The following is a 22,886-nucleotide window of genomic DNA, read 5'->3' as shown; positions in this document are numbered from 1 at the left end:
TGCGGACATTGCAAATATAGGAAACTTATGGCGTAGCGTTTTGGGGTTAATCCCATGACAAAAATAAAAAAATATCTGACCCTACTGACTGTCCTGTTGTCGCCCATATCGGCAAGTGCTGGCCTGATGTATTGGAACGTTTTCAATATCGAGGGCGAGTCTAGGGAAGCTGCTCAGATTGTCACTTATAGCTCCCTGCTTGACATGCTTGACATGCTTGCCGACTTCAACCGAACCAGTGACAACTATCAATAGATATCAAACCGGAATAAAGAAGAAGGAAGCAAGCCCGTGCACAACTTTATTTATTGTACGGTTAGTGCTATCTGAAATAAGTATAGCCATCATATCTTGAATAATAATCATCTGGCTTAACACTCTTTCATAACTATAGTTAGCAACTCCATTCGCACTATAACCATTGCTAAGCAGTAATACATTACCATTCTCATCTTTTAAATTATTTAACTTCCAAGAGATGATTTCTAGATTACGAGCACTGTTATAGAGTTTTTGTTGATCGATATCATCAAGCATATAGAACTCCAATTGATTATTGTAAGAATTACTGAGCATTACAGTTACACCAGCCATTAATGCAAAGACCCGATCTCCAGAAAAATCCTCAGAAAAGGCTAAATTTAAAGCTGCAACATTATCTAAATGACCTAATTCAGCTAATGCCTCTTTAGGATTTTTTCTTATTTTCATTAATTGATAAATACGTTTATCAATAGTCATCTCTGGATTTTTTTTCAGCTCTTTCGGGTTTCTCTTATAAAGTTTCACGGTAAGATATTTAGTTAATCTTTGAAGTTGTTCAATATGAATATCAGTTACTAAGTCAATATCTGCTTTAGCAACATTTTCAATTTTAAATTGGCGAATATTTTTTCCAATACACGCAGTAAGCATAACAAGAAAAAAAATAGCAACAATTAATCGCATAAATAGATATCTCTTGCATCTGTTCTTAAAATTAATATGTGCATTATTATTCTCCTGCAATGCGAGTTAGGGAGAGTACCAAGACGCTATGGTTTATTCGTATGCGTATCTTCATTTTGCTTAACAAATGCCAACGCAACAGCTTGTGCTTCTGAATTTAACACAAGGTCGTTTTCTAGCCACTCCCATGTCTGTTTAATCAGTTTATAAGTACCGCGCCCACCCTGATATTCAGTGCCATAACTAGTAAGGAAATTGTTTCTATTCAGGTGCTCAGCTAACTCCTCACCAGACATTACCATTTTTTGAGCATGCAAAAATACAGCGAGTTTCCAAATATATGCTTTTTTATTATTCATACTTTACCCTTCCTTTTTAATTATGATTTTATTGTAAACGCGCAATTAATGAGTGCGCCACATACATAAGGGTTCTGGAAAAAGTGTGAGAGGTTAAAATTATCATTTAATTTTTAAGGTTTTGGAACGGCCAATTTTTTAAAGTTATTTTATTCAAATAACACATAGAAATGATCTATTCAATATTAACAGTTAACTAGAGTCAATATGACTAAAACGCATTAGCTTCAAAAAAAAGGCTGGATACCCATACCTTATATTTTTTTAAATCATCACGTTAAAATAAATATTATATTCTAATCAATAAAACTTTAATACTACCGCGTATACCCACAACCAAAAAACTGGCATATAAGCTAATATCGATTGTTCAAATTGGTATAAAAGAACAAAAAGCTAAGGAGCTATGTGCCCTTTGCACCTCAAAAATCTAACTCGCTACCCCCACCTCCACGATCGTGACTTATAAGACAAGAAAACCATGGCCAAATTCACGTGGGCCCTACGACGCTAGGTCTTGAAAGAAAGCGAGCGCGGCGATAGCTTAAATTTTCACTATTTAAGGCACAGGGGAGAACATATGCCAATGGTAAAGCGAGACTCAGAAGAAAAAATACTGTTAAGAAACAGAAAGCTACGCTGTTCGAATATTACCAATGGATAAAAGCGCAACGATCACTGAAATTGAGAGAGTGGTTACCACAATAAAAACAAAAACTGCTAGGATTTAAAAATAACTTTGGATTACCCGATAACAGTCTAAGCTGATCGCATTATACAATTTTTTTTGCATACACTGTACAAGTAGTTGAATAAGCGAAGTGGTCGGCGAAGTTATAATTATTTTTATTTCAATAAGATACAAACGTATTTTGAAATTAAGGTACTGATACTCAGAAAGCGAAATATGGAAGTTTACTGGTACTAGCCATGTTTTACATGAGTGAATAGTAACTGAAGAGGCGGATGCGTTAATTCCGCACCTCAAAATCTGAGTGAGGTATGTCTGGTAAAAGATCGCTCTACCACGATAGGCGGTATAATAACTCACTTTTTATAAATTTCCGAAAAAATTAACTTTTTAACACGTTGTTTTAAAAAAGACGATAACATTTATTAAAAGTATATTTCCCCTACAAATGGAGAATTTATACAGCCTCGTTAGAGGGCAATAACCGGACAAAAATCCAATGATTGAAACTGCAGGATTAGCACTAGCAACATTCTTTGCAACGATAGGGCCATTAGATGTTGCCGCGGTATTTGCTGCGTTAACAGCAAATCAAACTGATCAACAAAAACGGACGGTGGCTATTCGTGGCACGCTAATTGGTACCGCTATTCTGGTAGCATTTGCGTTGGTCGGAGAATTGCTGTTATCTAGTCTCGGTATATCTCTTGCAGCACTGAGAGCTGCCGGTGGTATTCTTTTATTGCTTATCGGTATTGATATGGTGTTTGCGCGGTCTTCAGGAGGTACATCTACCACCGACGATGAGGAGAAAGAAGCGATCTCCAAAACGGATATTTCAGTTTTTCCATTAGCGACACCTCTAATTGCGGGACCAGGTGCAATGGGATCAGCTATTTTACTTATGGCTAATCAGCATGGAGATTTAACGGGTCAGGTGATAATCATTTTCTCGCTATTGGCAATCTTGTTTCTGACATTCATATCGTTGCTGCTTGCAAGCAAGCTCCAAAATTTGCTTGGCATTACGGGAATGCATGTCATCACCCGTGTTATGGGCGTATTGTTGACTGCCTTGGCAGTTCAATTCATTTTTGATGGCATTAAGCAAAGTGGTCTGGTTGCCCTCTAACAAACTTATTCAACCGGATACGGCAAAGCTGCACTACTGAAAAAAGGCTGGACATATCTTATATTCTTTTAGATCATTATGTTAAAACAAATATTATACCCTAATCAATTAAACCTTGATGCTACCACGTACACCCACACCCCAAAAACTGTTGTATAACCTAATATCAGTTGTTCAAATTGATATTAAAGAACAAAAAGCTAAGGTGCAACGTGCCCCGAAGCGACTTAGAAAGCTAACTCGCAAACGCTCTCTATACAATATTTATCCCATTTTACCGCTATATATGTTCACCTATGATAAACATTTGAAAACGCTGTATCTATTGCAATCATTGAACGCATCAAACATTGCCCCAAAAAGCTATCTCGATAATGTCACACTTTGAGCAAAGTCATTTGCCCCCACGACTTACAAACTTGTGGCCAAAATCACTCAACCACAACACTTGTAGTATTGACTATAATTAAGAGTGCATTACTACAAATGCGAAAGACAAAAAAGATTTTACAATGAATATCACTAGGACGTGTTGATCTTTGCTGTATAAAATACACTCAACAATACATCGGTAACCACATCATCATAAATGCCAGTGATACCATGCTGGCATAATTTCTAGCCAACTTGTCATATCTGGTTGATATAGAACGAAAATGCTTTATGCGGCCAAATGCATTCTCTACTAAATGGCGATATTTATATAGGCACCAATCAACATCTTTTTGCTTTTCACCGTTATATTTCCGTTTAGGGATAACTGATTCCATCCCTTCCGATTCAATAAACGCCCTAAATATATCACTATCGTACCCTTTATCTGCAATCACTATTTTAGCCTGACAGGTATGCTCTACTAAACTTTGAGCATGTGTTATATCGTTTCTTTGACCTTCCGATAGTTCAAAATAAATAGGGAAACCATTGCTATCTACCGCGAGATAAATTTTTGTAGCGTTACCGCCACGACTTTTACCTATACATTCGCTATCTGTTGTAGCTGCACCTGTACTATGTTGATGAGCACGAATGATTGAACCATCTATAAACACCCAATCAAAATCGGAATCCTTTGCTAACTCTTTGAATAGGTAGGATAAAATACCTTTCTTAGACCAAAGGTTAAAACGCCTGAAGATACTACTCCAGCCACCAAACTCTTTGGGTAAATCTCGCCAGGGAATACCCGTTCTAAGTCGATAGAGAATTCCCTCAAAAGTATTCCTGTGCTCTGGCTTATTATAAATACGACCTGTGCTTTTCATTAAATGAAGTAGCATTTCCCATCGTTTATCAGTTAACATTAATCTAGGCATGGTTTAGTGTTGTAGTTAGTTTTTGGCGAAATAAATTATAACGCTTTACCATGCTGTTTAAAAATCATACTCGAAAGATCAACACGCCCTAGTTATTGCTTTCAATATTAAAATAAATCAATGCGATAAATAATAAAAGCACAGAGTAAAAATAAATATTAATCACCCGTTTAACGGTTGACAGACTAAAGTCCAACCTACAAAAAAACCGCCAAACGGTGTTGTGGAAAAAGGCTTTTAATTTACGCTACAAAACTACGGAGTAAATCTATAACTTGTCTAAATCATTTAATAACTCGGCCGCTTTTTCTCTGATGGCAATTTTTTGCGCCGGGTCAACTTTATCCCAGTTACGGATAGGGAAGCTCATGCGATGGTTTGAGGCAAACTTGTCATAGTTTTGGTCGATAAAGTTCCAATATAAACTATTTAACGGGCAAGCATTTGAGCTGACTTTTTCTTTCACTTTATAATGACAGTTTTTACAATAATCACTCATTTTATTCACATAATTACCACTTGCTGCATAAGGTTTTGTTGCAATCCAACCACCGTCAGCAAAAAGCGCCATGCTGCGAGTATTGGGTAGTTCTACCCATTCAATCGCGTCTATGTAGATGCCTAAATACCAGTCATCAACTTGGCTAGGCGCAATACCGGCTAATAAAGAAAAATTTCCTGTGATCATTAACCGTTGAATATGGTGGGCATAAGCATGCTCCAGTGATTGTGATATCGCACTTTTTAAACACTGCATTTTAGTGTCAGCATTCCAGAAAAAAGCAGGCAAGTTGCGCTTAGCACCTAAAAAATTTTGCTCTGCGTAATTCGGCATATTAACCCAATACATACCTCTGACATATTCTCGCCAGCCTAGAATTTGCCGAACAAAACCTTCAATTTGCGCCAATGTGATCTTACCCGCAGAATCTTGATAAGCGATAAGCGCAGTTTCAATTACCTCCATTGGGCTGAGCATTTTACAGTTAAGTGAAAAGCTTAAACGCGAGTGATATAAACTCCAAGCGTAGGGCGACGCGACAGTCATTGCATCCTGAAAATTGCCAAAATTAGCCAGCTGATGTTGACAAAAATAATCCAGTAATACTAAGGATTGTTGCCGATTAATGGGATAAGCAACATTGGCCGACTCATGCCCGATAGTATTAATATTATGCTGTTTTATACGCTGTAAATACTCGTCTGCTGAGTTGTCAAATACCAAAGGTTTGGGGATAAGTTTGAGATCAGCTTGCTTAAATGATTGACGATTATTCGCGTCAAAGTTCCATGCACCACCTGCCGGTTTTAAGCCCGTCATCAAAATAGAAAAACGCTTACGCATCAAGCGATAAAAATTCTCCATTCTTACGTGCGTTGCCGCTTTAAAATGACTAGGTAACTCATCAAAAGGCAGTAAAAAATGTTCACTGTCGACTTCAACCACAGGTAAAGCTAACTGCGCTGACATGCCTGCTAATTGAGCTCGTAAGCGATATTCGTCAGGCCGTTGAAAGGTAAAGCTTTGACAAGCATAACGTGCAACTAATGCTTTTATCAGCTGTGGAAGATCTTGATATGCTGCACTGTCATCTAAGGTTAAGTAACAAACCCGATGGCCTTTACTTTCAAGGTCTTGGGCAAAATTAGCCATGGCAGCAAAAAATGCACTTATTTTTTGCACATGGTGCTTGGTATAGTTTGCCTCTTGGTGAAGCTCCGCGATGACATAAACAACATCAGCGTCGATATGTTCAAACCAAGTGTGCATAGGGTTGAGCTGATCACCCAATATAAGCCTGAGGTGTTTTGCCGTCATGAATTTACCTTACTTTGATTTGAACGCTGGCTAGCGCCAGATTTAGCGCTTTGTTTAGTTTAAGTTCAAATTTGAGTTTGAGTTTGAGTTTAGCTCTTTTTTGGACTATCGATTGAGCTATTAAGTGAACTATTAATCGTGTTTTTATTGCGCCGGCATCGCTCTGAACAATACAACACATGCTCCCAATTGGCTTGCCATTTTTTGCGCCATAGAAAATCTTTTTTACAGGTGAGACAATTTTTATGGGGTAACAATAATTTTTTATGCATCGCTTATCATATTAACTTTTCTAATGGTTTAGGCTTTCTTGCTTTCGTCGGTTTTTTAGTCGCTCGAACATGTTTTGCTACAATGCGCTGACCTTCTTTTTTACTGTCAAATCGCTTTCTAAAACCCCAGAGTAAATCGCGGGCAATCTTACCTGTTTCGTTGATATCCACGATAGGTAAAGGATAAGTCTCACCTAATTGACATTGATAAAGCTGTTGCTCCATTGGCGATAATTGCCAAGGGGTATGAATAATTTCATTTGGCAACTCTGATAATTGTGGCAACCATGTTCTAATAAATAGACCATCTTTATCTTTTTCCAATGACTGTTTCACTGGATTATAAACCCGAATGATATTAGTGCCAGTTACCCCTGACTGCATTTGAAATTGTGGATAGTGAATTCCTGGCTCAAAATCGAGAAATAATTTCGCTAAATAACTAACGCCTAAACGCCAATCTAGCAGTAAATGATGGCACAAAAAACTGACTAACATCGCGCGCATGCGAAAATTTATATACCCTGTTTTTATTAAACAAAGCATGCAAGCATCAACTAGCGGATAGCCTGTTTGCGCCGTTTTCCATTTATTTAATCGCGTTTCAACACTCAAACCACAGTGAAGGTCAGGATAGCTAAAATTACTGTAAGCTCGATTTACCGGACGCCACTGCATTTGATGTTCGCTTTCAAATTTTTGTATAAAATGGCAATGCCAATGCAGCCGAGATGCCAGTGCATCTATCGGTCGTTTCCAACCGTTTTGTGGTCTTTTCATTAAAATGATTTGATAGAACTGCCTTAAGCTTATATTGCCCCAAGCTAAATAAGGCGATAACCGTGAACAACTTTTACGACTTGCCTGCGGTTTGGATATGTCAAAATGATAGTTTTTACCTCGGCCATTCAAAAATGACTGCAGCATTTTTTGCGCCCAAAGCTCACCACCTTTTAACATAAAATCGTCAGGTGTTGACCACGACACAGGTAAAATAAACTGAGGTAACCGCTCTAAACATTGCTTACTTAGCAGTGTGTTACAAGACAACGCTGGCTGACATAACTCAGCTTTCATTATCTTACGCCAATCTTTGTCCCAATTATTTCTATTTTTTTTACCGCGAGTTACCGCTCCTGATGCACTTTCATGCCAAACAATGTTTTGTGCTTTACACCATTTGTTAACCGCTTTATCGCGCTCAAAAGTAGACAATAAGCCGACTTCTTCATGGCTAAATAAACCGGTAATGTTAAAGCGCTGCTGAATTTCATTAAGGCCGGCAACCGCATCACCAAAATAAACATAAATCTGGGCATTAAAAGCGCTGAGCTGAGTGTTAATATCTTCAATTGATTGCCAAATAAAACGCCAATGTCGTTTGTCGTAATGAGGATCTGCTATTAATAAAGGCTCAAAAACGTAATACAATAGAGTTAAACCCGACTGAATTGATTCGCTCAGCGGCTGATGATCGCTAAGCCGCAGGTCACGCTTTAACCAAACAATATTGACAACACTATCTGCCCGGATATTAGTTGCCGCGATATTAGCTGCCATTCTAGCTTACTGCAGCACCGGCCAATCTGCAGCATCGACAGAGTCTAGTGCTTGATTGGCTTGAGTGCTTTGCTGACTTAGATCTATCCATTGTGCTTGGTAATCACCATTAGGGTCATAAAGTGTAGTTTGTTTCTCAATATTGAAATGTCTGCCACCTCTAGGGTCAACACCTACGCCAGCGATGTATTGCCAATTACCCCAATTAACTGCAGCGTCATAATCAATTAACTGCTCTTCAAACCAGGCAGCACCATAGCGCCAATCAACACTGAGTTCATTAACTAGGCAACTTGCAACAATTTGGCGACCTCGGTTACTTAAATACCCGGTTTGTCTTAACTCATGCATAAAGGCATTAACCAAGGAATAAGGGGTATTGCCTAAACACCATTTATTAAAGCGTTCAGGATAGAATGTTGTTAGGGGGCGATGTTTAGCAAGACCTTTAAATTGGTAGGTTTTAGCGCCAACTTTATAATGTACCCATTGATAGTATTCTCGCCACAGTAATTCTAAATACAGGCATTCGGTTGAACTATTTTTGCCATGCTGCTGTTCAAATTCAGCAAGGTTATTCATCACTTGGCGCACAGAAATACAGCCGGAATTTAACCACGGCGATAGCTTGCTGCTATTTTTCCAACCGTCTAAATTATTTCTGACTTGCTTATACTCTGCGGGGGAATTTGATGAAAAATATTGCCTAAGATGCTTTAAGCCCTGTTGTTCACCCCCTTCAAACTCAAAACCCTGCTTGGCCTTGATAGCACTTACGGTGGGTAGCCATTCAGGCTTAAAGCGAGTTGGCGCCGGTAGGGTGTCAAACATGCTAGGCAGAGATTGCACAGTTGACACTGGCTCGGGAATAATGACTTCAGCCATTTTTTTTCGAAATTTAGAATAACTAATTGGTAATTCATCAAGCTCAAAAGGCAATGATTTTTTGGTAAATAAAGTAAATTGGTCTACTTGATCAATGGTCAATTCAGGCAGGCGCTCGTTAAGCTGAGTAATAAGCCTATTTTCATAAGTGCCTGGTAATTTCGTAGTGATTACATCAGTAATCTGGTAGCTTTCACAGAGCCGCATTAAGGTGGATAAGGTATCGCCATAAACAATATGCATCGCTTGCCCAAGCTTTGATAAGCTCTCATTAAAATCCTCTAAACAGCCTTGTAAAAATTGCCACCTGATATCGCCTAAAGGTTTTGACTGAAAATTATTTGCTTCAAAGGACTGTTTATCAACAACATATACACAAAGCAGACGATCACTTTTACTGGCTAAGTTAAGCGCGGCGTTGTCATTGATACGAAGATCTTTATTCACCCAGTATAAGGTACGTTTCATGGATATAATTCAATTAGTTAAAAAAAGTTATACGCATAAAGCTAGCACTTAGATCAAAATAATTCAGTTATCACCTGCTTTAACTTACCGCCATTGAATTAAGCGCTTCAATGGCGGTAAGTTAAATATTAAACAAGCTGATCAAAAGCAAACTCAAGCCTTCAACAACAGCATTTTTATTAAGCGTATATTGCTGTTGTTAAATGTAGAGGATATGCAAACCAGCTCTGAATATTAATGCCTGTCAGTTAAGAGCTGATAGGCATTTTTACCTTTTTTCTCTGAGTATCTTTTGGGTCTTGCTTTAACTGTTCTTGGGTAAGCTCTTTCCCGCCGCTCTGGTAATACAAAGGCTTCCGGCATATCAATCAATCCATTAATTACCTTAGGTATTTTTCCCAGAGATACAAACGGTAACATCGCTAACTCATAAGCCCGGGCGCGGTTAAAACTTAGCTGATAGGGTATTACTTCTTTTTAAACTATGTGCCATTCTGGCCATTTGAAAACGAATTAAATTATACGAGAGTAAAACACCCCATCATTCTTGCTCCACCATTTCTGGTTTTTTGCTTTTTAATGTTAGTTGGTTTTTAAGCATATACTGTTTCATTTCTCTAAACCCTAACTCATTTCTCTAAACCCTAACTCGATTTTTCAACAATGAGGATATAAATCAGCAATATTTTCAACAGGATATCGTAGTAGGTTTGTCATCAAGGTGAGAATTGAGTACGACTTTCCTTTAATGATGCGTTTCACTGAACGAGCTTCGATAGTATCGGGTAAATCAACCCATTTTCGTTTTACTTGTGGTGTTGTTTTTAAACGTATTATTTGGTTTCGCCCACTGAATTTTCTAACCGTTTCAAATTGTGTTCCTTTTTTCAAAGGAATCAGCCAATGGGGTTCTATACCTGTATTCATCCATTTATTTAATAGCCCGAGAGAATAAAAGCCTTTGTCAAATAAAGTTAATGAATTTTTGGGTGTGGAAGGGATTAAATCGGCAGCCAAATTCATCTCATTAGTAGCTACTTTATCAAATGAAGAGTCAGCTAATAAAACTCCATTTGACATACCATTCGAATTTGTGGATGAGCAAACCCGCGCTTGTTGTTATGTAACTTCCCAAAAGCAGTTTCATTTTCTTTGGTATCAGGTGTGCGCCAAACAACACCATCGACTCCAAGCAGTTTCAAACCACAAAAAGTAGGAGAAGGTGTTTTTTCATGCGATAGCTGTTGAGTTTAATTAAAAATACGTTTTACAACATCTGCCTCTAGCCGTTGCCTTGCTTGAACAACGGCACGAGGCAAAATGGTCGTTTTCCCGGTAGCATAATGTCAAGCTGATTAACGATATCGCTTATCGGTAAGTGTCTAAAAATAGACATGCCAATAACGCTCCAGACCATCATTTATACGGATAATCGACGCTTTTTTAGGGTAACGACGCCTGATTCTTTAAGGCAAGTATCAATTAAATCAGGGGACAGTACTTCTGATAATGAATGAAAATTTTTAGGGCAGAAAGTAGAAAGAGAGTGGAAATCATAATCTAAAGGTATAAAAAAATCCGATGTTAAGTGAAAATCGGATTTTGATCTCATTCAGCTAAAAATCAATAGATTTTTCTTAACTGATCGGCATTAAATGCCTAACCCCATTGATTTTAGTGACGATGACTGTCTAAGACATATTAATCTTTGTTATTTATTGATGTTTTTTTTGCTCTCAGGCTTTATCAACATTTCTTTTTCGTGACTACTTTTGTTCTCAGGCTTTATCAACATTTCTTTTTCGTTACTACTGATGCTAGTTACTTGATCATTTTTTCTAGGATTAGTATTGCCTAGGAATAATCCCCCTTTATCGATACTTAACTTATCAGTGTATATCGATCCATTAATTTGACCTTTCTCTAAAATTTCTATGCTATCTGCGTGAACAGTTCCCTCTAGAGTGCCATTAATGATGACATTATTAGCATAAACTTCGCCTTTGACCTTACCTGAATGGCTAATGACAATTGATTTTTCAGAGATTATTTTCCCTTCAACTTCACCGTCAATTTGAATGTCGCATGCTAATTGGACTGTACCAGTAATGCTGCATCCAGTTGCGATAACAGTTGCAGTTGAATGTTGATCTGTTGTTCCTGTTTTTGAACTAAATAATCCCATTTTATTCCCTTTTCTTTTTCATATATTGTATCGAAGTTATCATTATTCCATCTCACGAAATTGAGTGGATCTAAGGCTCGTCCTACAAAACGAATTTCATAATGCAAGTGCGGACCTGAAGACATACCAGTATTGCCAGAATATCCAATTAATTGCCCTTTTTCAACAAACTGACCACTGTGTGCTTTGAAAGATTTCATGTGAGAAAAAGAACTACTGAAACCATGGCTATGCTGAATACGTAAAAAATTTCCAGAGCCTAAATTACTTTTCCTTGCCATTTCAACAACACCATCTGCAGTGGCATAGATAGGCGTTCCAGTATTAACTGCAAAATCCAAACCTCTGTGCTTTTTCCGTTTCTTGGTCACAGGGTGAGTGCGGTATCCAAATTGTGATGATAATCGAGCTTTTTTTACTGGTGATCCATTAGGTACATTGCGTAGAAAGTTGATTCTGAGTGCTGAGTTTATGGTTGCTGCATTTAAACGACTATCAATACTTTCGCTGGCACCTAAGTTTTGTTTTGTATCATTAAGCGAAGAATCACCTTCTAAGTAATTTTCTAGATTATTTAATCGTGTGTAAAACTTATCTAACATAGAATCACGTTGATTTATGTCTTGTTTAAGTTCTAGCTTTTCATCACTTAAATCAGTAATGGTACCTTGCAATGTATTTTCTTGGCTTATTAATTGGTGTTGTAATTTATTTGCTTGGCTTATTAATTGGTTCTCAGAAAGAGTCACTTGGTCCATTTTATCAGAGAGCTCAAATAAATTTATGGTGAGAGCTAGGAAAAAAAATACAATTAATGCAGAGACTATTTTAAATGTTTTAAAGTGCCATGGGGCTAGATGAAACCCTCTTGTACCATTAATGGTAGAGATGGTAATAATTGATTTATCTTTCATGAGAGTAGATAATTGCCGTTTGAGAATATTTCCATCATTGTGCTAAAATCTCTTATATTTTGATCAGATGCTGACAATAATAACTGCTTTTAAAGTAATATAAAGTATTTTTGCATTTCAATTTCTAATAATCACGAGATGATCATTGAATTTTCTTCCCTGTAGAGTCACTTGCAAGACAATATTTACACATAACAAAAAGGCTGGGCACCCATAAGTTATATTCTTTTAAATCATAAAGTTAAAATAAATATCATACTATAATCAATTAAACCTTAATACTTTCACGTATATACACAACCAAAAAAACTGGCATATAAGCTAATATCGGTTGTTCAAATTGATATGAAAGAACAAAAAGCTAAGCCACCTCTTCGAGCCTTAAATAGTGAAAAGTCAAGCTATCACCACGCTCTATTTTTCCCAAAGCGAGCCAGATAAATTAATTCACTCCACGAAATGGAGTCAAAAATCCATGTTGCTTTGTGGTTAATGGAAATTTCAAATAGGCAAGTTATTAACACATCTACGTACAGGATAATGTCGCTCAAGCGACAGGGTTGAAGGACTTAACGTATCTCTAAATTTGGGAGGTCGGACCCTCGTCCTACAGTTGATTTGGGGAGTCGAACTATTGTTCTACATTATAATTTTCTAAATAGTTATAATGCCTCCTCACCTACCCTTTCACAAAGCGAGCTAAATAGATTAAAATCGGCATCAAATTGAGTGAACATGCTAAGGTGTTATGTCCCCCTCGCCATAAAAAAGTAACACATAAATTTCCCCACTAGAATCTGAGTTGCCTGTAAATTCATTGCCCGACTTCAAGCCGCCATTATTAGGTCGTATGGACAACGTAAGTCTTTAGGTTAGGTGCTTTTCTATGGGCCAAAGTGCATTCAGATATTTTAGTGAACTGGTCTTCAGTGGTGAGTCTTACCACTATTTTGATTAGCGAAAAATATTAACTTAATCTGCATAAAAATGATGGGGAGTACCCTAATTATAATATGAGCTTCTGTGGATTCACACCAACTGAATTTTACATTCAATCGAAGCAGTCAATTAAATTGTAATTAACTTATGTTATTGTAATACATTATTTAAAAAAATTTTGAGGTGAAGCACATGCTTTTTAATAATTCAAACATCACAGCGTCCCCTATTCGTCAAAAAATTCGCGAGTTCTATCGTATTGATGAAAGTATTGCGGTAGAGCATATTTTACCCTTGGCAGAAGTTAACGATAATGCAGCAAGCAGAGCGTGGGAAAAAGCCCGTAAAATGTCTATGAAAATACGTAAAGATGAATCGGGAAACGGTGCGGTAGATGCCTTACTGGCAGAATACACATTATCAAGTGAAGAAGGTGTGGTGTTGATGTGTTTAGCCGAAGCCTTATTACGTGTGCCAGATAAGCATACCCAAGATGCCCTCATTAGTGACAAAATATCTAAAGGGCAGTGGGACAGTCATCTAGGCAGCAGTGATTCACTGTTCGTTAATGCCTCATCTTGGGGGTTATTAGTGACCGGAAAGATGGTTGACTATGCTGATGAACGCGAAAAAGATAGCTTTGATTTATTGAAGAAGGTTATTGGTCGATTAGGTGAGCCTGTCATTCGCAAGTCAATGAACTACGCCATGCAAATTATGGGTGAGCAGTTTGTTATGGGCGAAACTATTCAAGATGCTACTGATCATGCTGCCAAGAAAGCGCGGCAAGGCTTCGTCTATTCTTACGACATGCTAGGTGAAGGTGCGCGAACCATGAGTGACGCTGAAAAGTATTTTAAAGCTTATCAAGTTGCTATAGATGCTATTGGCGCAGTTGCTCGTGCGTCGGGTAAGAACGACCCTCGCAAAGTGCCTGGTATTTCAGTTAAGCTTACTGCGATTCATCCTCGTTACGAATTTGCACAAAAAGAACGGGTAATGGCTGAAGTTGCTCCCAAACTTAAAGCACTTTGTTTGCAAGCCAAAAGCTACAATATTGGTTTAACTGTTGATGCGGAAGAGTCTGAGCGATTAGATATCTCCCTTGATGTTATTGAGGCGGTATTTAGTGATGATGAGTTAGCAGGTTGGAATGGCTTTTCGATGGCCCTGCAAGCTTATCAAAAACGCGCTATTTTTATAGTTGACTGGTTACGTGAACTAACCATCCGTGTTGACCGAAAAATGATGGTGCGCTTGGTAAAAGGTGCTTATTGGGATACTCAGATTAAAAACAGCCAAAAAGGGGGTTATCAGCATTTTCCGCTATTCACTCGCAAGGCTTCGACTGATGTATCTTACATCGCCTGTGCGAAAAAATTATTAGAATATAGAGATACCATCTTTCCACAGTTTGCTACGCATAATGCTTACACTGTCGCGACTATTCTTGAGCTGGCGGGCAATGACAAAACAAGTTTTGAATTCCAATGTCTATATGGCATGGGTGGCTCGTTATATGATCAAGTTGTTACAAATGAAAATGTTCAATGTCGCATCTACGCACCGGTTGGTCCTCATGAAGATCTACTCGCCTATTTAGTTCGTCGTTTGTTAGAAAATGGCGCTAACTCTTCTTTTGTTAACGCCATTATTGATGACTCACAACCGATCGAATCTTTGCTTCGCAATCCCGTTGAAAAAATGCATAGCTTAAAAGACAAATATAACGGCCAGATAATCAAACCCATCGCGTTATACCATGATCAAAAAGGTGTCGGTCGAGATAATTCCAAGGGCCTAGATTTAACAGATATCAATACAGTAACCCCTTTAAAAACATCACTGGATAACTGGCTTGTGAATAACTTGTTCTCTGAAGATGATGTGCCAGAAGGTTCTATCGCTATTAGAAACCCAGCAAAGCAGAGTGAAATTATTGGTTTTCAACGACATCACAGCAAGGATGAAATGCTCGCGATGGTCGAAACAGCTCACAATGCATTTGCTTCATGGTCACAAACGTCTGTATCTGAACGTGCGGACTTATTATGCCGTGTTGCCGATGTTCTTGAACATCATATGGATGAGTTTATTGCCTTATGCATTAAGGAAGCAGGGAAAACGACACAAGATGGTATTGATGAAGTCAAAGAGGCAGTTGATTTTTGTCGCTATTATGCACAACAAGCGATTGAACTTGCAGAAGATGATCGTATAGAAGCCCGTGGTGTGGTGTTATGTATCAGCCCCTGGAACTTCCCGTTAGCTATATTTGTAGGGCAAGTGACTGCTGCCATTGCTACTGGTAATACAGTGTTAGCTAAACCAGCCCAGCAAACAAGTTTAATTGCATTGCGCGCTATTGAACTAATGACATCGGTTGGATTACCCCATGGCGTTGTACAAGCCGTTATTGCAAAGGGTAGTGATGTGGGTAAAGTTATTATTCCTAATGCACGTATTCAAGCGGTTATTTTTACTGGTTCTATTAAAACAGCGACTATAATTTCGCAAACATTGGCTGATAGAGGTGGCGATCAAGTGCCGTTTATTGCTGAGACGGGTGGTCAAAACTGTATGTTAGTTGACTCTACCGCCCTACCTGAACAAGTCGTTGATGATGTTATTTCTTCAGGATTTCAATCTGCAGGTCAACGTTGTTCTGCACTTCGAGTGTTATTTTTACAAGAAGATATTGCTGATAATGTTATTACAATGCTTAAAGGCGCATTAGCAGAATTGCATGTGGGTAACCCAGAAAAACTGAGTACTGACGTAGGTCCTGTTATTGATCAAAAAGCGCTAGATTCACTCAATGCTCACAGTGACTATATGAAAACCCATGGTCAACTATTATATCAATGCGATATTTCTGATGAGATAACAAATGAAATAGCAGATAACGAACATTTCTTTTTTGCGCCACGACTTTATGAAATAGAGAATATTAGCGCGCTGAAGGAGGAAGTATTTGGCCCTTGTGTTCATATTGTTCGCTTTAAAGGCGATGAAATAGAAAAAGTCGTTGATGATATTAACGACACAGGTTTTGGCTTAACGATGGGTATCCATACCCGTATTGAACAGCGAGCCTTAAAGTTGGCGAAGCTATCACGAGCAGGTAATGTGTATATAAATCGCAATATAATTGGCGCTATTGTGGGTGTGCAACCTTTTGGTGGTCGTGGTCTTTCAGGTACAGGGCCAAAAGCAGGTGGCCCATATTATTTAACGCGTTTAGTTAAAGAAATAACAACGCCCGCTGCCAAGAAACTTAATTTAATACCACAGCAAGCAGAAGCATCAAACAGCGATACGGATGCGCAAGCAGTATTATTTATGGACAAAGCGAGGACAGCAGAAAAAATCTGGCGCTTGACCGAGTTAAATACCCGTATATCTTGTGTTAGCGAAGTGTTAGCAAAAATAGCTCATATCGATATCATTACTAATTTAGCAGACGATTTAACTAATACTTTAAAAGCGGCGCGCTCACAATTAATTGATATTGAAAAACACTTGAAAGAACCAACCGTTTTACCAGGTCCAACAGGTGAGTCTAATATTCTATATTTAGAAAATCGTGGCAACATAATCTGTTTTGCTGACGAGAATGTTAGTTTTCACTTTTGGTTGCTTTCTGTCGTAACGGCTTTGGCAACGGGTAATACCGTGATCTCCGTTGTCTCTGACTTGTTTTATGATCAAGCAATCGCTTTTAGAGATGAACTTATTGCAACAGGGGAAGATGAGAATATTTTTCAAATTGCCCGGTTATGCCATTTAACAACGTTGCTGGCACAGCCTGGATTATCAGGTGTTGTTGTTGATAGTCATTGCGACCGTGAACATTATATCAGTGAGAAATTAGCAGAACGTCAAGGTGCAATTTTACCGGTGATCAGTTCAAAATATGTTGATAATTTAATGCAGCGATTATTAACAGAAAAAGCTGTCAGTATTAATACCACCGCGACCGGTGGTAATACGTCACTCATGACCTTAGATGAAGAAGATTAACGATCAAGGAGCGGTTCGTTTTGGATACTAACATTCGAAGCGAAACCCTTGACGGAGGATCCATCATCTTAATGTCTTATTGACAAAAAAAATCAGCAACGCGCCTCTGCCCTACTTTTAGAACATGTGGTAATCGTAGGGCAAAGGATCTTACTATAGCTTGACAACGACGTTCGAGGCTGACAATCCTAGACAACATTTACTTTAAGCCACTCTTGTGTGTAGGTAGAAGAGTGTATAGGTGGAATAAAACGTCATTTTTCATAAAATGAAAATACATCTCACCTCATATTTTCCATATTGACATATATTTGAAATCCCTTAGGGAATGAAATTTGGCAAAGACCTGCTAATCCCAATACCGCAACGCACCCTCGCTGCACTGTGCTGCTATTAGAAAATACATCACTATCCGCAATGACTCTTTCCCGGGCAAGGTGCAGGAACTGATTCGCCAATGGATAAGAGCGGTGTACAAAAAGCAATGAAAAAAGTGTTAAACACCTGCAGCAGCATCAACAAACCGAACAGCAACACCAGCTGGTGTTGCACACACACAGCAGAAAACGAGACATACATTCGCATATTCATGTTGTGATACCAGCGAGGCATTATCCTAAAGCAAGGCTGCAATGGCATAAGGGAACGAAAAATTATCTGCATAATGAAGCACTAAATGAAGAGTGTCGGGGTAACGCGACTGACCTGGCCGCAAGGCAATAGTATAAGTGTACGGTAGTAAAAATTTGTTCAACTTGTTTTAGGATTATTGCTAAATAAGCATCAATCCTCATATGCGCCATGAAATAAGAATACGCTTCACTTTCACTTTTAAAGCCCATATCAATACCATTGTAAGGATCAATAATTTTGATCGTATCAAGATCTTCACATAAAGTTATTAATTCTGAAGTTTTTCCAAAAACATCTGAAGCTACAATTATATCCATGAACCTTCTTTGCCAGTTAACGCCTGCAACAATGGCACTTAGGATTGGTGCTGTTGTTGCAGGTTTTTTTTGCAAAAACCTCGACAACACTAAAGTGTCTGATTGCTTGCTATTGTTAAGTGCACCGCCTCACTCAAAATTAACGATAGGCAACTCAGGAAGTTCTATGGTTGCACCACTATCAATTAACTTTAAATTAAGTCTTTGCACAAGATCTAATCCCGATGGTGTAAACGCACATACTTTATATTCTTTTAAATCATTATATTAAAGGAAATATCATACTCGAATTAAGCAATTAAAAATATTACACCGTGCAAAAATCAGAGGTTAAATAGACAATATTGGTTGAGTAAATCGAGCGCAGAGAGTAAAAACCAAGGTGTTTTGTGCCCCTTCTACCTTAGCAAACCAACTCGAAAGCGTACCCAATGCACCATAAATTTCTGACTCGCTTTCGCCCAAATAGTGCTTTACAAAACATAAAAAGTCGTCAGATTTACTTGACCATTAAAACTGAAAGAGTTGATATTAGTGCTAAACTTATTTTAAACGCATTAATAACGGTAGAGCCAATCGGGAGGAAGACAATAAGCTATAAGCATATATTAGTTGATATTGATTTATCTAACTCCAGTGAAGTACTTTGATATTAATAAAATATTTTAGACATCAGGAGAAATCAATGATGAAACTGGATATTCGTGCTTTCGCACTCAGCTGTTGTTTGCTATGGGGTTTTGGTCTGTTCTTCGGATCATGGTGGGTCATTGCATTTGACGGCGCTTCCATCGACCCAACATTAATCGTAAAAATTTACAGAGACTATACTATCGCGCCTTTGGGCAGTCTAATTGCTCTGATTTGGGGTCTGGCAGACGGATAGGTGGAGCGCTACTTGCGTGATAATACAACCGACTTGCTGCAAAACGTTTAGCCGAGCATTTGTGAAAAACCAAAATGCATAAATAATAAATAAAGAGTTACATAATTTGCAGCAGGATTGAAGCTGAAATATTGCCTTATCAAATTCTGCTATTTAGTAATTAAGAATAAAACTAGCCACAACTTGATGTTTTTATTTTAAATTTATTGAGTTTGATTACTCTACGAAATATCAATGCGAGTTTTAAACAAGTGTAAATTGAACTTTTATCGGTCATCGACTCACCTCATCAATAGAACAAAAAAAGAGCATTTATGATTAACGCGAAGTTAATGCGCAACGACGGGATCCTAATTGTTGAACCGGTCGATAAATTGGAAAAAAAAGATTTTAAACAGGTCGCTTTATTAGTTAACCCTTACCTTGAAAAACACGCTGTACTGAATGGCATATTGATTGATGCCGAATCTTTTCCTGGCTGGGAAAATTTTGCAGGGCTAGTTTCACACTTACGTTTTATCAATCAATATGAGAAAAAAGTAAAAAGGATCGCGGCGGTTACTGATATTGGTATTCTCTCTATACTGCCAAAAATAGTTAAACATTTTGTTAGCGCTGAAGTTCGACACTTTAGTTACAAGGAGCGCGAACTGGCACTAAGCTGGTTACAAACAGATGGTGCTGGTTGAAGTTAATACCTAAAGCCCAAAGACCGAAGTAGTTTAAAGATGAGATCGTTCGAGCAACGAAGTATAGAAAAAGTTGATCCGTCAGAAGCATTCGTTTATTCCGATAGTGGACTTATTTACTGCCGTGGAAATCAATACAGCGTTAGATAAGCTTACTCAACCTGAGATCGAGTTAAGCCATTATAATATTTTCACCAATCAGCACATTTTTTTCATTGGGGTTAAATTGATTGATGGCTTATCTTTTTGCAAGCAATAGGCAATTAAACCACTCTGCATATTTGCAGCAAAGCCAGTAATACTAAGATGTCGAGTTTGCTCTACATATGAAATATTTTTCACTTGATTATTAATTATTAATTATTAATTATTTCGATAAGATAACGTGTGCTGAGCATCGCTTTATCCCACTTACTTATCCTTACCTTTCGCATGCTTGGCCGTTCCGTTAAAAACCTTGTTACGTTTTGCTCTAATACTATGGCATACCGCAAATTTTGTGGAGTCAACAAAAGCAATCCCCGTTGGCTTGCCAAATAATGTCGTTAGATAGGTATTCAAAGGAATGATGACAGATGGCATAACCTCTATAAACCTTGTATAGCTCAGTAATGAGGGGAAATATTCTTTTAAATGCCTTGCGACATAGCCTAAGTAATAATTTTTGAAATCTCTGTAATGAGATTGATGAAAGCTAATGATAATTGTCATTATTTCTGCATTATTCATACACTTGACTCTTCGTCTTTTTATCCCACCATTGCTTATTAAACACGCTTCCCACTCGGGGATAAAAACGTTGCAAAAATCATCTACATCACAAAATATATCCGTTAAATTAATCATGTCAGTCCCTTTTTATATCTGATTTTTTAGTTAAAAGATCAGATCGTCAAATAGGCATTAAGTTCAATTTATTTTAATTCTTATCACTAATTCAGGTTAACTAATTCTGTTTATTGATATGGCAAATTTGAAGAATATTTTTAGCTAAATTGATTCCGATAACATTAGATTTCAACATAGTATGGTCCCCTTAATAGTTCCCCTAACTCTAGGCTAGTTGCTCGAGTTGTGGAGTCCATACATCGCCTCAGAAAGATAACTCGCTAACGCCACATAGTGCCTTACAAAATAAAAAACAGCAGCCAAATTCACTTTGGGACGAGTATGAGCGAAGACGAATCCAACATTGTCATTGGCGGATCGGAGGGTAGATTAGTTGAAAATAAGGGCTGACTTGTTAGCTGCTATAATTAAATTTTATTCAGCTATAGGTAAACCTTCATGACGCATATATCTATAAAAGTTAAGTAGTATACTCCTGATATCTCGCTTAAACTGGCCAAGAATAAAGAAGAGGATAAATTTGCTGACTACCAGTCATTGATGGACTTTGATGTTGCCAATCGCCCTTGGCGCGAAACATTAGCCCGCTCTTTTAAAACGGATAAGCAGCTCGCCAAGGTTTTTAACAATATTAACCTGGTCGATGGTGAGGTCTATAAGGTCATTGCCTCGTATTACGCATTATATTACTCAGTTGATAGATAAGGACGATCAGGCTAGGCCAGTTCTGAAAATACTGCGTATCGGCAGCCGCTTGTCCGCTCAGTTACCTACTCGTATTACGCCAGAGCTGTGCCAGGTATTGGTAAAAAATCGTGTAACTCTGCTTAATATCCAGGTCAATCATCCCAAAGAGATCAGGACCTGCCATTCCAACCTTTATTGTTGATGGTATTGGTGGTCTAGGTAAAATGCCTGTACAGCCAGAATACGTCAGCAAGCAAGTGATCGATAGTAAAACCAAACTCATCGCGACTAACTTTGAAGGGGGTAGCGTCGACATGACGTTCCTACTAGGATGAGTAATCATGCACTCTTTTGACTATGCCATTTTTCCGGCTATACAAATGTGAGCAGAGTATAGGTAGAATAAACGTTCTTTTTCGTAATATCTACAATATGCTTACCTCATATTTTCCATATTTTCCTCTTTTTCATCGCTATTAGGAATTGAAATACTGACATTAATCCCTATTTCTCAACACTTTTACAGAATGACAGCCACGCTTTACCCAGCTTCCCCTAAATAATCACGACTCCTAAATCCACAAATAACCAATCTCGTGATATATTTTTCGCTACGCCTAAAGAAAACAAAATTTTATAAAACCCCTAGGATTTTTAAACGTGTTAACCTGCCTTAAACCAGCTGAAAAATTTAAACCCATCACGAGGAATTGAGGATGATTACTTATATTTACTGGGCTGTTGTTATCGGGATAATGGCTGTATTGGGCTTCCTATTGGGTAGGAACAAGAAATGGAAACCTGCCATGATTGCGTGTTCCATTGTATTTTTTATTGGTTTGCTGGCTTACTATTTTCATTTTCAGCAAGTTTTTGTAAAACATTATGGGGGTGTGATGTCAATTACTGTACCCGATGGTCAGCAACATATTACCGCAACTTGGAAAGACGATAATTTGTGGATTGAAAACTATAATCCAGAAACCAATACCTGCCATTTTAACGAGTATTCTAAGGGTAACTTGTTACAGGGAAAAGTGACCATTAAAAATTGTTCTCCCGTCGCTTTACAGCGAAGTGTGCCGTCCGGCGTTCATCAATCAGCACAATAAAATACTGATAGGGTTCTTGATTCCGCAAAAAAGACAGGACCATTCATACTTTTTTAAATCATCATATTAAAGGAAAAATCATACTCGAATTAAGCAATCAAAAATATTACACCGTACAAAAATCAGGGGTTAAATAGACAATACCGGTTGAGTACATCAAGCGCAGAGAACAAAAAAAGGTTTTTTATGCCCCTTCTTCCTT

The 22,886-nt window shown here is 38.0% G+C and carries 19 protein-coding genes and 2 pseudogenes; 9 read left to right on the top strand and 12 right to left on the bottom strand.

The annotated features are described in order from the left end of the window. Positions 1-54 precede the first annotated feature (54 nt). On the top strand, positions 55-255 hold the full coding sequence (locus PING_RS08130; protein WP_041766206.1) for a hypothetical protein: 201 nt from the start codon (positions 55-57) through the stop codon (positions 253-255). Between the two features lie 3 nt (positions 256-258). Here the strand turns inward: PING_RS08130 and PING_RS08125 are convergent, their stop codons facing one another. Together PING_RS08125 and PING_RS08120 are read right to left on the bottom strand one after the other, a co-directional pair. Then, the gene (locus tag PING_RS08125) at positions 259-948 is read right to left on the bottom strand and encodes a hypothetical protein (RefSeq protein WP_041766203.1); all 690 of its coding nucleotides are present in this window, start codon (positions 946-948) and stop codon (positions 259-261) included. A gap of 86 nt (positions 949-1,034) precedes the next feature. Continuing rightward, the gene (locus tag PING_RS08120; RefSeq protein WP_011769920.1) at positions 1,035-1,307 is read right to left on the bottom strand and encodes a hypothetical protein; all 273 of its coding nucleotides are present in this window, start codon (positions 1,305-1,307) and stop codon (positions 1,035-1,037) included. A gap of 1,190 nt (positions 1,308-2,497) precedes the next feature. Between PING_RS08120 and PING_RS08115 the strand changes: the two genes are divergently transcribed. Then, positions 2,498-3,130, top strand: coding sequence for a MarC family protein (locus PING_RS08115; protein ID WP_011769919.1), 633 nt, complete (start codon positions 2,498-2,500; stop codon positions 3,128-3,130). 557 nt (positions 3,131-3,687) lie between these two features. Here the strand turns inward: PING_RS08115 and PING_RS08110 are convergent. From PING_RS08110 to PING_RS08080, 8 genes and pseudogenes are all read right to left on the bottom strand, one after another. Further along, positions 3,688-4,446 (bottom strand): IS5 family transposase, encoded by a 759-nt coding sequence (locus PING_RS08110; protein ID WP_011769918.1) that lies wholly within the window; start codon positions 4,444-4,446, stop codon positions 3,688-3,690. Between the two features lie 268 nt (positions 4,447-4,714). Further along, a complete protein-coding gene (locus PING_RS08105; RefSeq protein ID WP_011769917.1) occupies positions 4,715-6,265 on the bottom strand; it encodes a cryptochrome/photolyase family protein in 1,551 nt (516 codons plus the stop codon). Positions 6,266-6,354: 89 nt separating this feature from the next. Continuing rightward, positions 6,355-6,537, bottom strand: a complete 183-nt coding sequence (locus PING_RS19860; RefSeq protein ID WP_011769916.1) for a DUF2256 domain-containing protein — start codon at positions 6,535-6,537, stop codon at positions 6,355-6,357. Between the two features lie 6 nt (positions 6,538-6,543). Beyond that, a complete protein-coding gene (locus PING_RS08100; RefSeq protein ID WP_011769915.1) occupies positions 6,544-8,097 on the bottom strand; it encodes a cryptochrome/deoxyribodipyrimidine photo-lyase family protein in 1,554 nt (517 codons plus the stop codon). A gap of 6 nt (positions 8,098-8,103) precedes the next feature. Next, a complete protein-coding gene (locus PING_RS08095; protein ID WP_011769914.1) occupies positions 8,104-9,450 on the bottom strand; it encodes a DASH family cryptochrome in 1,347 nt (448 codons plus the stop codon). Positions 9,451-9,684: 234 nt separating this feature from the next. Continuing rightward, positions 9,685-11,020 (bottom strand): annotated as a pseudogene (locus PING_RS08090) (IS4 family transposase). A 141-nt stretch (positions 11,021-11,161) separates the two neighbouring features. Next, positions 11,162-11,635 (bottom strand): bactofilin family protein, encoded by a 474-nt coding sequence (locus tag PING_RS08085; RefSeq protein ID WP_011769913.1) that lies wholly within the window; start codon positions 11,633-11,635, stop codon positions 11,162-11,164. Further along, positions 11,539-12,549, bottom strand: coding sequence for a M23 family metallopeptidase (locus tag PING_RS08080; protein WP_011769912.1), 1,011 nt, complete (start codon positions 12,547-12,549; stop codon positions 11,539-11,541). The genes PING_RS08085 and PING_RS08080 overlap by 97 nt, the downstream gene beginning before the upstream one ends. A gap of 1,131 nt (positions 12,550-13,680) precedes the next feature. Between PING_RS08080 and putA the strand changes: the two genes are divergently transcribed. After that, a complete protein-coding gene (putA, locus tag PING_RS08075; RefSeq protein WP_011769911.1) occupies positions 13,681-17,511 on the top strand; it encodes a bifunctional proline dehydrogenase/L-glutamate gamma-semialdehyde dehydrogenase PutA in 3,831 nt (1,276 codons plus the stop codon). Between the two features lie 543 nt (positions 17,512-18,054). After that, complete coding sequence (locus PING_RS21665; protein WP_198134753.1) at positions 18,055-18,234, top strand: transposase; 180 nt, start codon at positions 18,055-18,057, stop codon at positions 18,232-18,234. Here PING_RS21665 and PING_RS20530 read toward each other — a convergent pair. Next, positions 18,165-18,536, bottom strand: a complete 372-nt coding sequence (locus PING_RS20530) for a hypothetical protein (protein ID WP_157035327.1) — start codon at positions 18,534-18,536, stop codon at positions 18,165-18,167. The two genes, PING_RS21665 and PING_RS20530, sit on opposite strands and share 70 nt — an antisense overlap. A gap of 610 nt (positions 18,537-19,146) precedes the next feature. Between PING_RS20530 and PING_RS08060 the strand changes: the two genes are divergently transcribed. Next, positions 19,147-19,347 carry a hypothetical protein gene (locus PING_RS08060; protein WP_049752953.1) on the top strand — a complete coding sequence of 67 codons (201 nt, stop codon included), beginning with the start codon at positions 19,147-19,149 and terminating at the stop codon, positions 19,345-19,347. Positions 19,348-19,661: 314 nt separating this feature from the next. Further along, positions 19,662-20,036, top strand: a complete 375-nt coding sequence (locus PING_RS08055; protein ID WP_011769909.1) for a SpoIIAA family protein — start codon at positions 19,662-19,664, stop codon at positions 20,034-20,036. A 172-nt stretch (positions 20,037-20,208) separates the two neighbouring features. Here the strand turns inward: PING_RS08055 and PING_RS08050 are convergent. Beyond that, positions 20,209-20,882 (bottom strand): annotated as a pseudogene (locus tag PING_RS08050) (transposase). Positions 20,883-21,425: 543 nt separating this feature from the next. Between PING_RS08050 and PING_RS21335 the strand changes: the two are divergent. The 3 genes from PING_RS21335 to PING_RS08045 all read left to right on the top strand — a co-directional run bounded on the left by PING_RS21335 (position 21,426) and on the right by PING_RS08045 (position 22,684). Further along, the gene (locus PING_RS21335; RefSeq protein WP_011769906.1) at positions 21,426-21,590 is read left to right on the top strand and encodes a hypothetical protein; all 165 of its coding nucleotides are present in this window, start codon (positions 21,426-21,428) and stop codon (positions 21,588-21,590) included. Between the two features lie 206 nt (positions 21,591-21,796). Continuing rightward, positions 21,797-21,907 (top strand): hypothetical protein, encoded by a 111-nt coding sequence (locus tag PING_RS21330; protein WP_232279415.1) that lies wholly within the window; start codon positions 21,797-21,799, stop codon positions 21,905-21,907. Between the two features lie 381 nt (positions 21,908-22,288). Continuing rightward, complete coding sequence (locus PING_RS08045) at positions 22,289-22,684, top strand: hypothetical protein (protein ID WP_011769905.1); 396 nt, start codon at positions 22,289-22,291, stop codon at positions 22,682-22,684. The last annotated feature ends 202 nt before the right edge of the window (positions 22,685-22,886 follow it).

It is taken from the genome of Psychromonas ingrahamii 37 (assembly GCF_000015285.1).
In the GTDB taxonomy this organism is placed as follows: Bacteria; Pseudomonadota; Gammaproteobacteria; order Enterobacterales; family Psychromonadaceae; genus Psychromonas; species Psychromonas ingrahamii.
The sequence above is the reverse complement of the archived record's forward strand: the minus strand, read 5'-3'. Positions and strand labels throughout refer to the sequence as shown.

What these genes read in the sequence shown, in the direction of transcription:
- PING_RS08130 (WP_041766206.1), top strand. Translation starts at nt 55, where the DNA reads ATGACAAAAATAAAAAAATATCTGACCCTACTGACTGTCCTGTTGTCG.
- PING_RS08125 (WP_041766203.1), bottom strand. Translation starts at nt 948, where the DNA reads ATGCGATTAATTGTTGCTATTTTTTTTCTTGTTATGCTTACTGCGTGT.
- PING_RS08120 (WP_011769920.1), bottom strand. Translation starts at nt 1,307, where the DNA reads ATGAATAATAAAAAAGCATATATTTGGAAACTCGCTGTATTTTTGCAT.
- PING_RS08115 (WP_011769919.1), top strand. Translation starts at nt 2,498, where the DNA reads ATGATTGAAACTGCAGGATTAGCACTAGCAACATTCTTTGCAACGATA.
- PING_RS08110 (WP_011769918.1), bottom strand. Translation starts at nt 4,446, where the DNA reads ATGCCTAGATTAATGTTAACTGATAAACGATGGGAAATGCTACTTCAT.
- PING_RS08105 (WP_011769917.1), bottom strand. Translation starts at nt 6,265, where the DNA reads ATGACGGCAAAACACCTCAGGCTTATATTGGGTGATCAGCTCAACCCT.
- PING_RS19860 (WP_011769916.1), bottom strand. Translation starts at nt 6,537, where the DNA reads ATGCATAAAAAATTATTGTTACCCCATAAAAATTGTCTCACCTGTAAA.
- PING_RS08100 (WP_011769915.1), bottom strand. Translation starts at nt 8,097, where the DNA reads ATGGCAGCTAATATCGCGGCAACTAATATCCGGGCAGATAGTGTTGTC.
- PING_RS08095 (WP_011769914.1), bottom strand. Translation starts at nt 9,450, where the DNA reads ATGAAACGTACCTTATACTGGGTGAATAAAGATCTTCGTATCAATGAC.
- PING_RS08085 (WP_011769913.1), bottom strand. Translation starts at nt 11,635, where the DNA reads ATGGGATTATTTAGTTCAAAAACAGGAACAACAGATCAACATTCAACT.
- PING_RS08080 (WP_011769912.1), bottom strand. Translation starts at nt 12,549, where the DNA reads ATGAAAGATAAATCAATTATTACCATCTCTACCATTAATGGTACAAGA.
- putA (WP_011769911.1), top strand. Translation starts at nt 13,681, where the DNA reads ATGCTTTTTAATAATTCAAACATCACAGCGTCCCCTATTCGTCAAAAA.
- PING_RS08060 (WP_049752953.1), top strand. Translation starts at nt 19,147, where the DNA reads ATGATGAAACTGGATATTCGTGCTTTCGCACTCAGCTGTTGTTTGCTA.
- PING_RS08055 (WP_011769909.1), top strand. Translation starts at nt 19,662, where the DNA reads ATGATTAACGCGAAGTTAATGCGCAACGACGGGATCCTAATTGTTGAA.
- PING_RS21335 (WP_011769906.1), top strand. Translation starts at nt 21,426, where the DNA reads ATGGACTTTGATGTTGCCAATCGCCCTTGGCGCGAAACATTAGCCCGC.
- PING_RS21330 (WP_232279415.1), top strand. Translation starts at nt 21,797, where the DNA reads ATGCCTGTACAGCCAGAATACGTCAGCAAGCAAGTGATCGATAGTAAA.
- PING_RS08045 (WP_011769905.1), top strand. Translation starts at nt 22,289, where the DNA reads ATGATTACTTATATTTACTGGGCTGTTGTTATCGGGATAATGGCTGTA.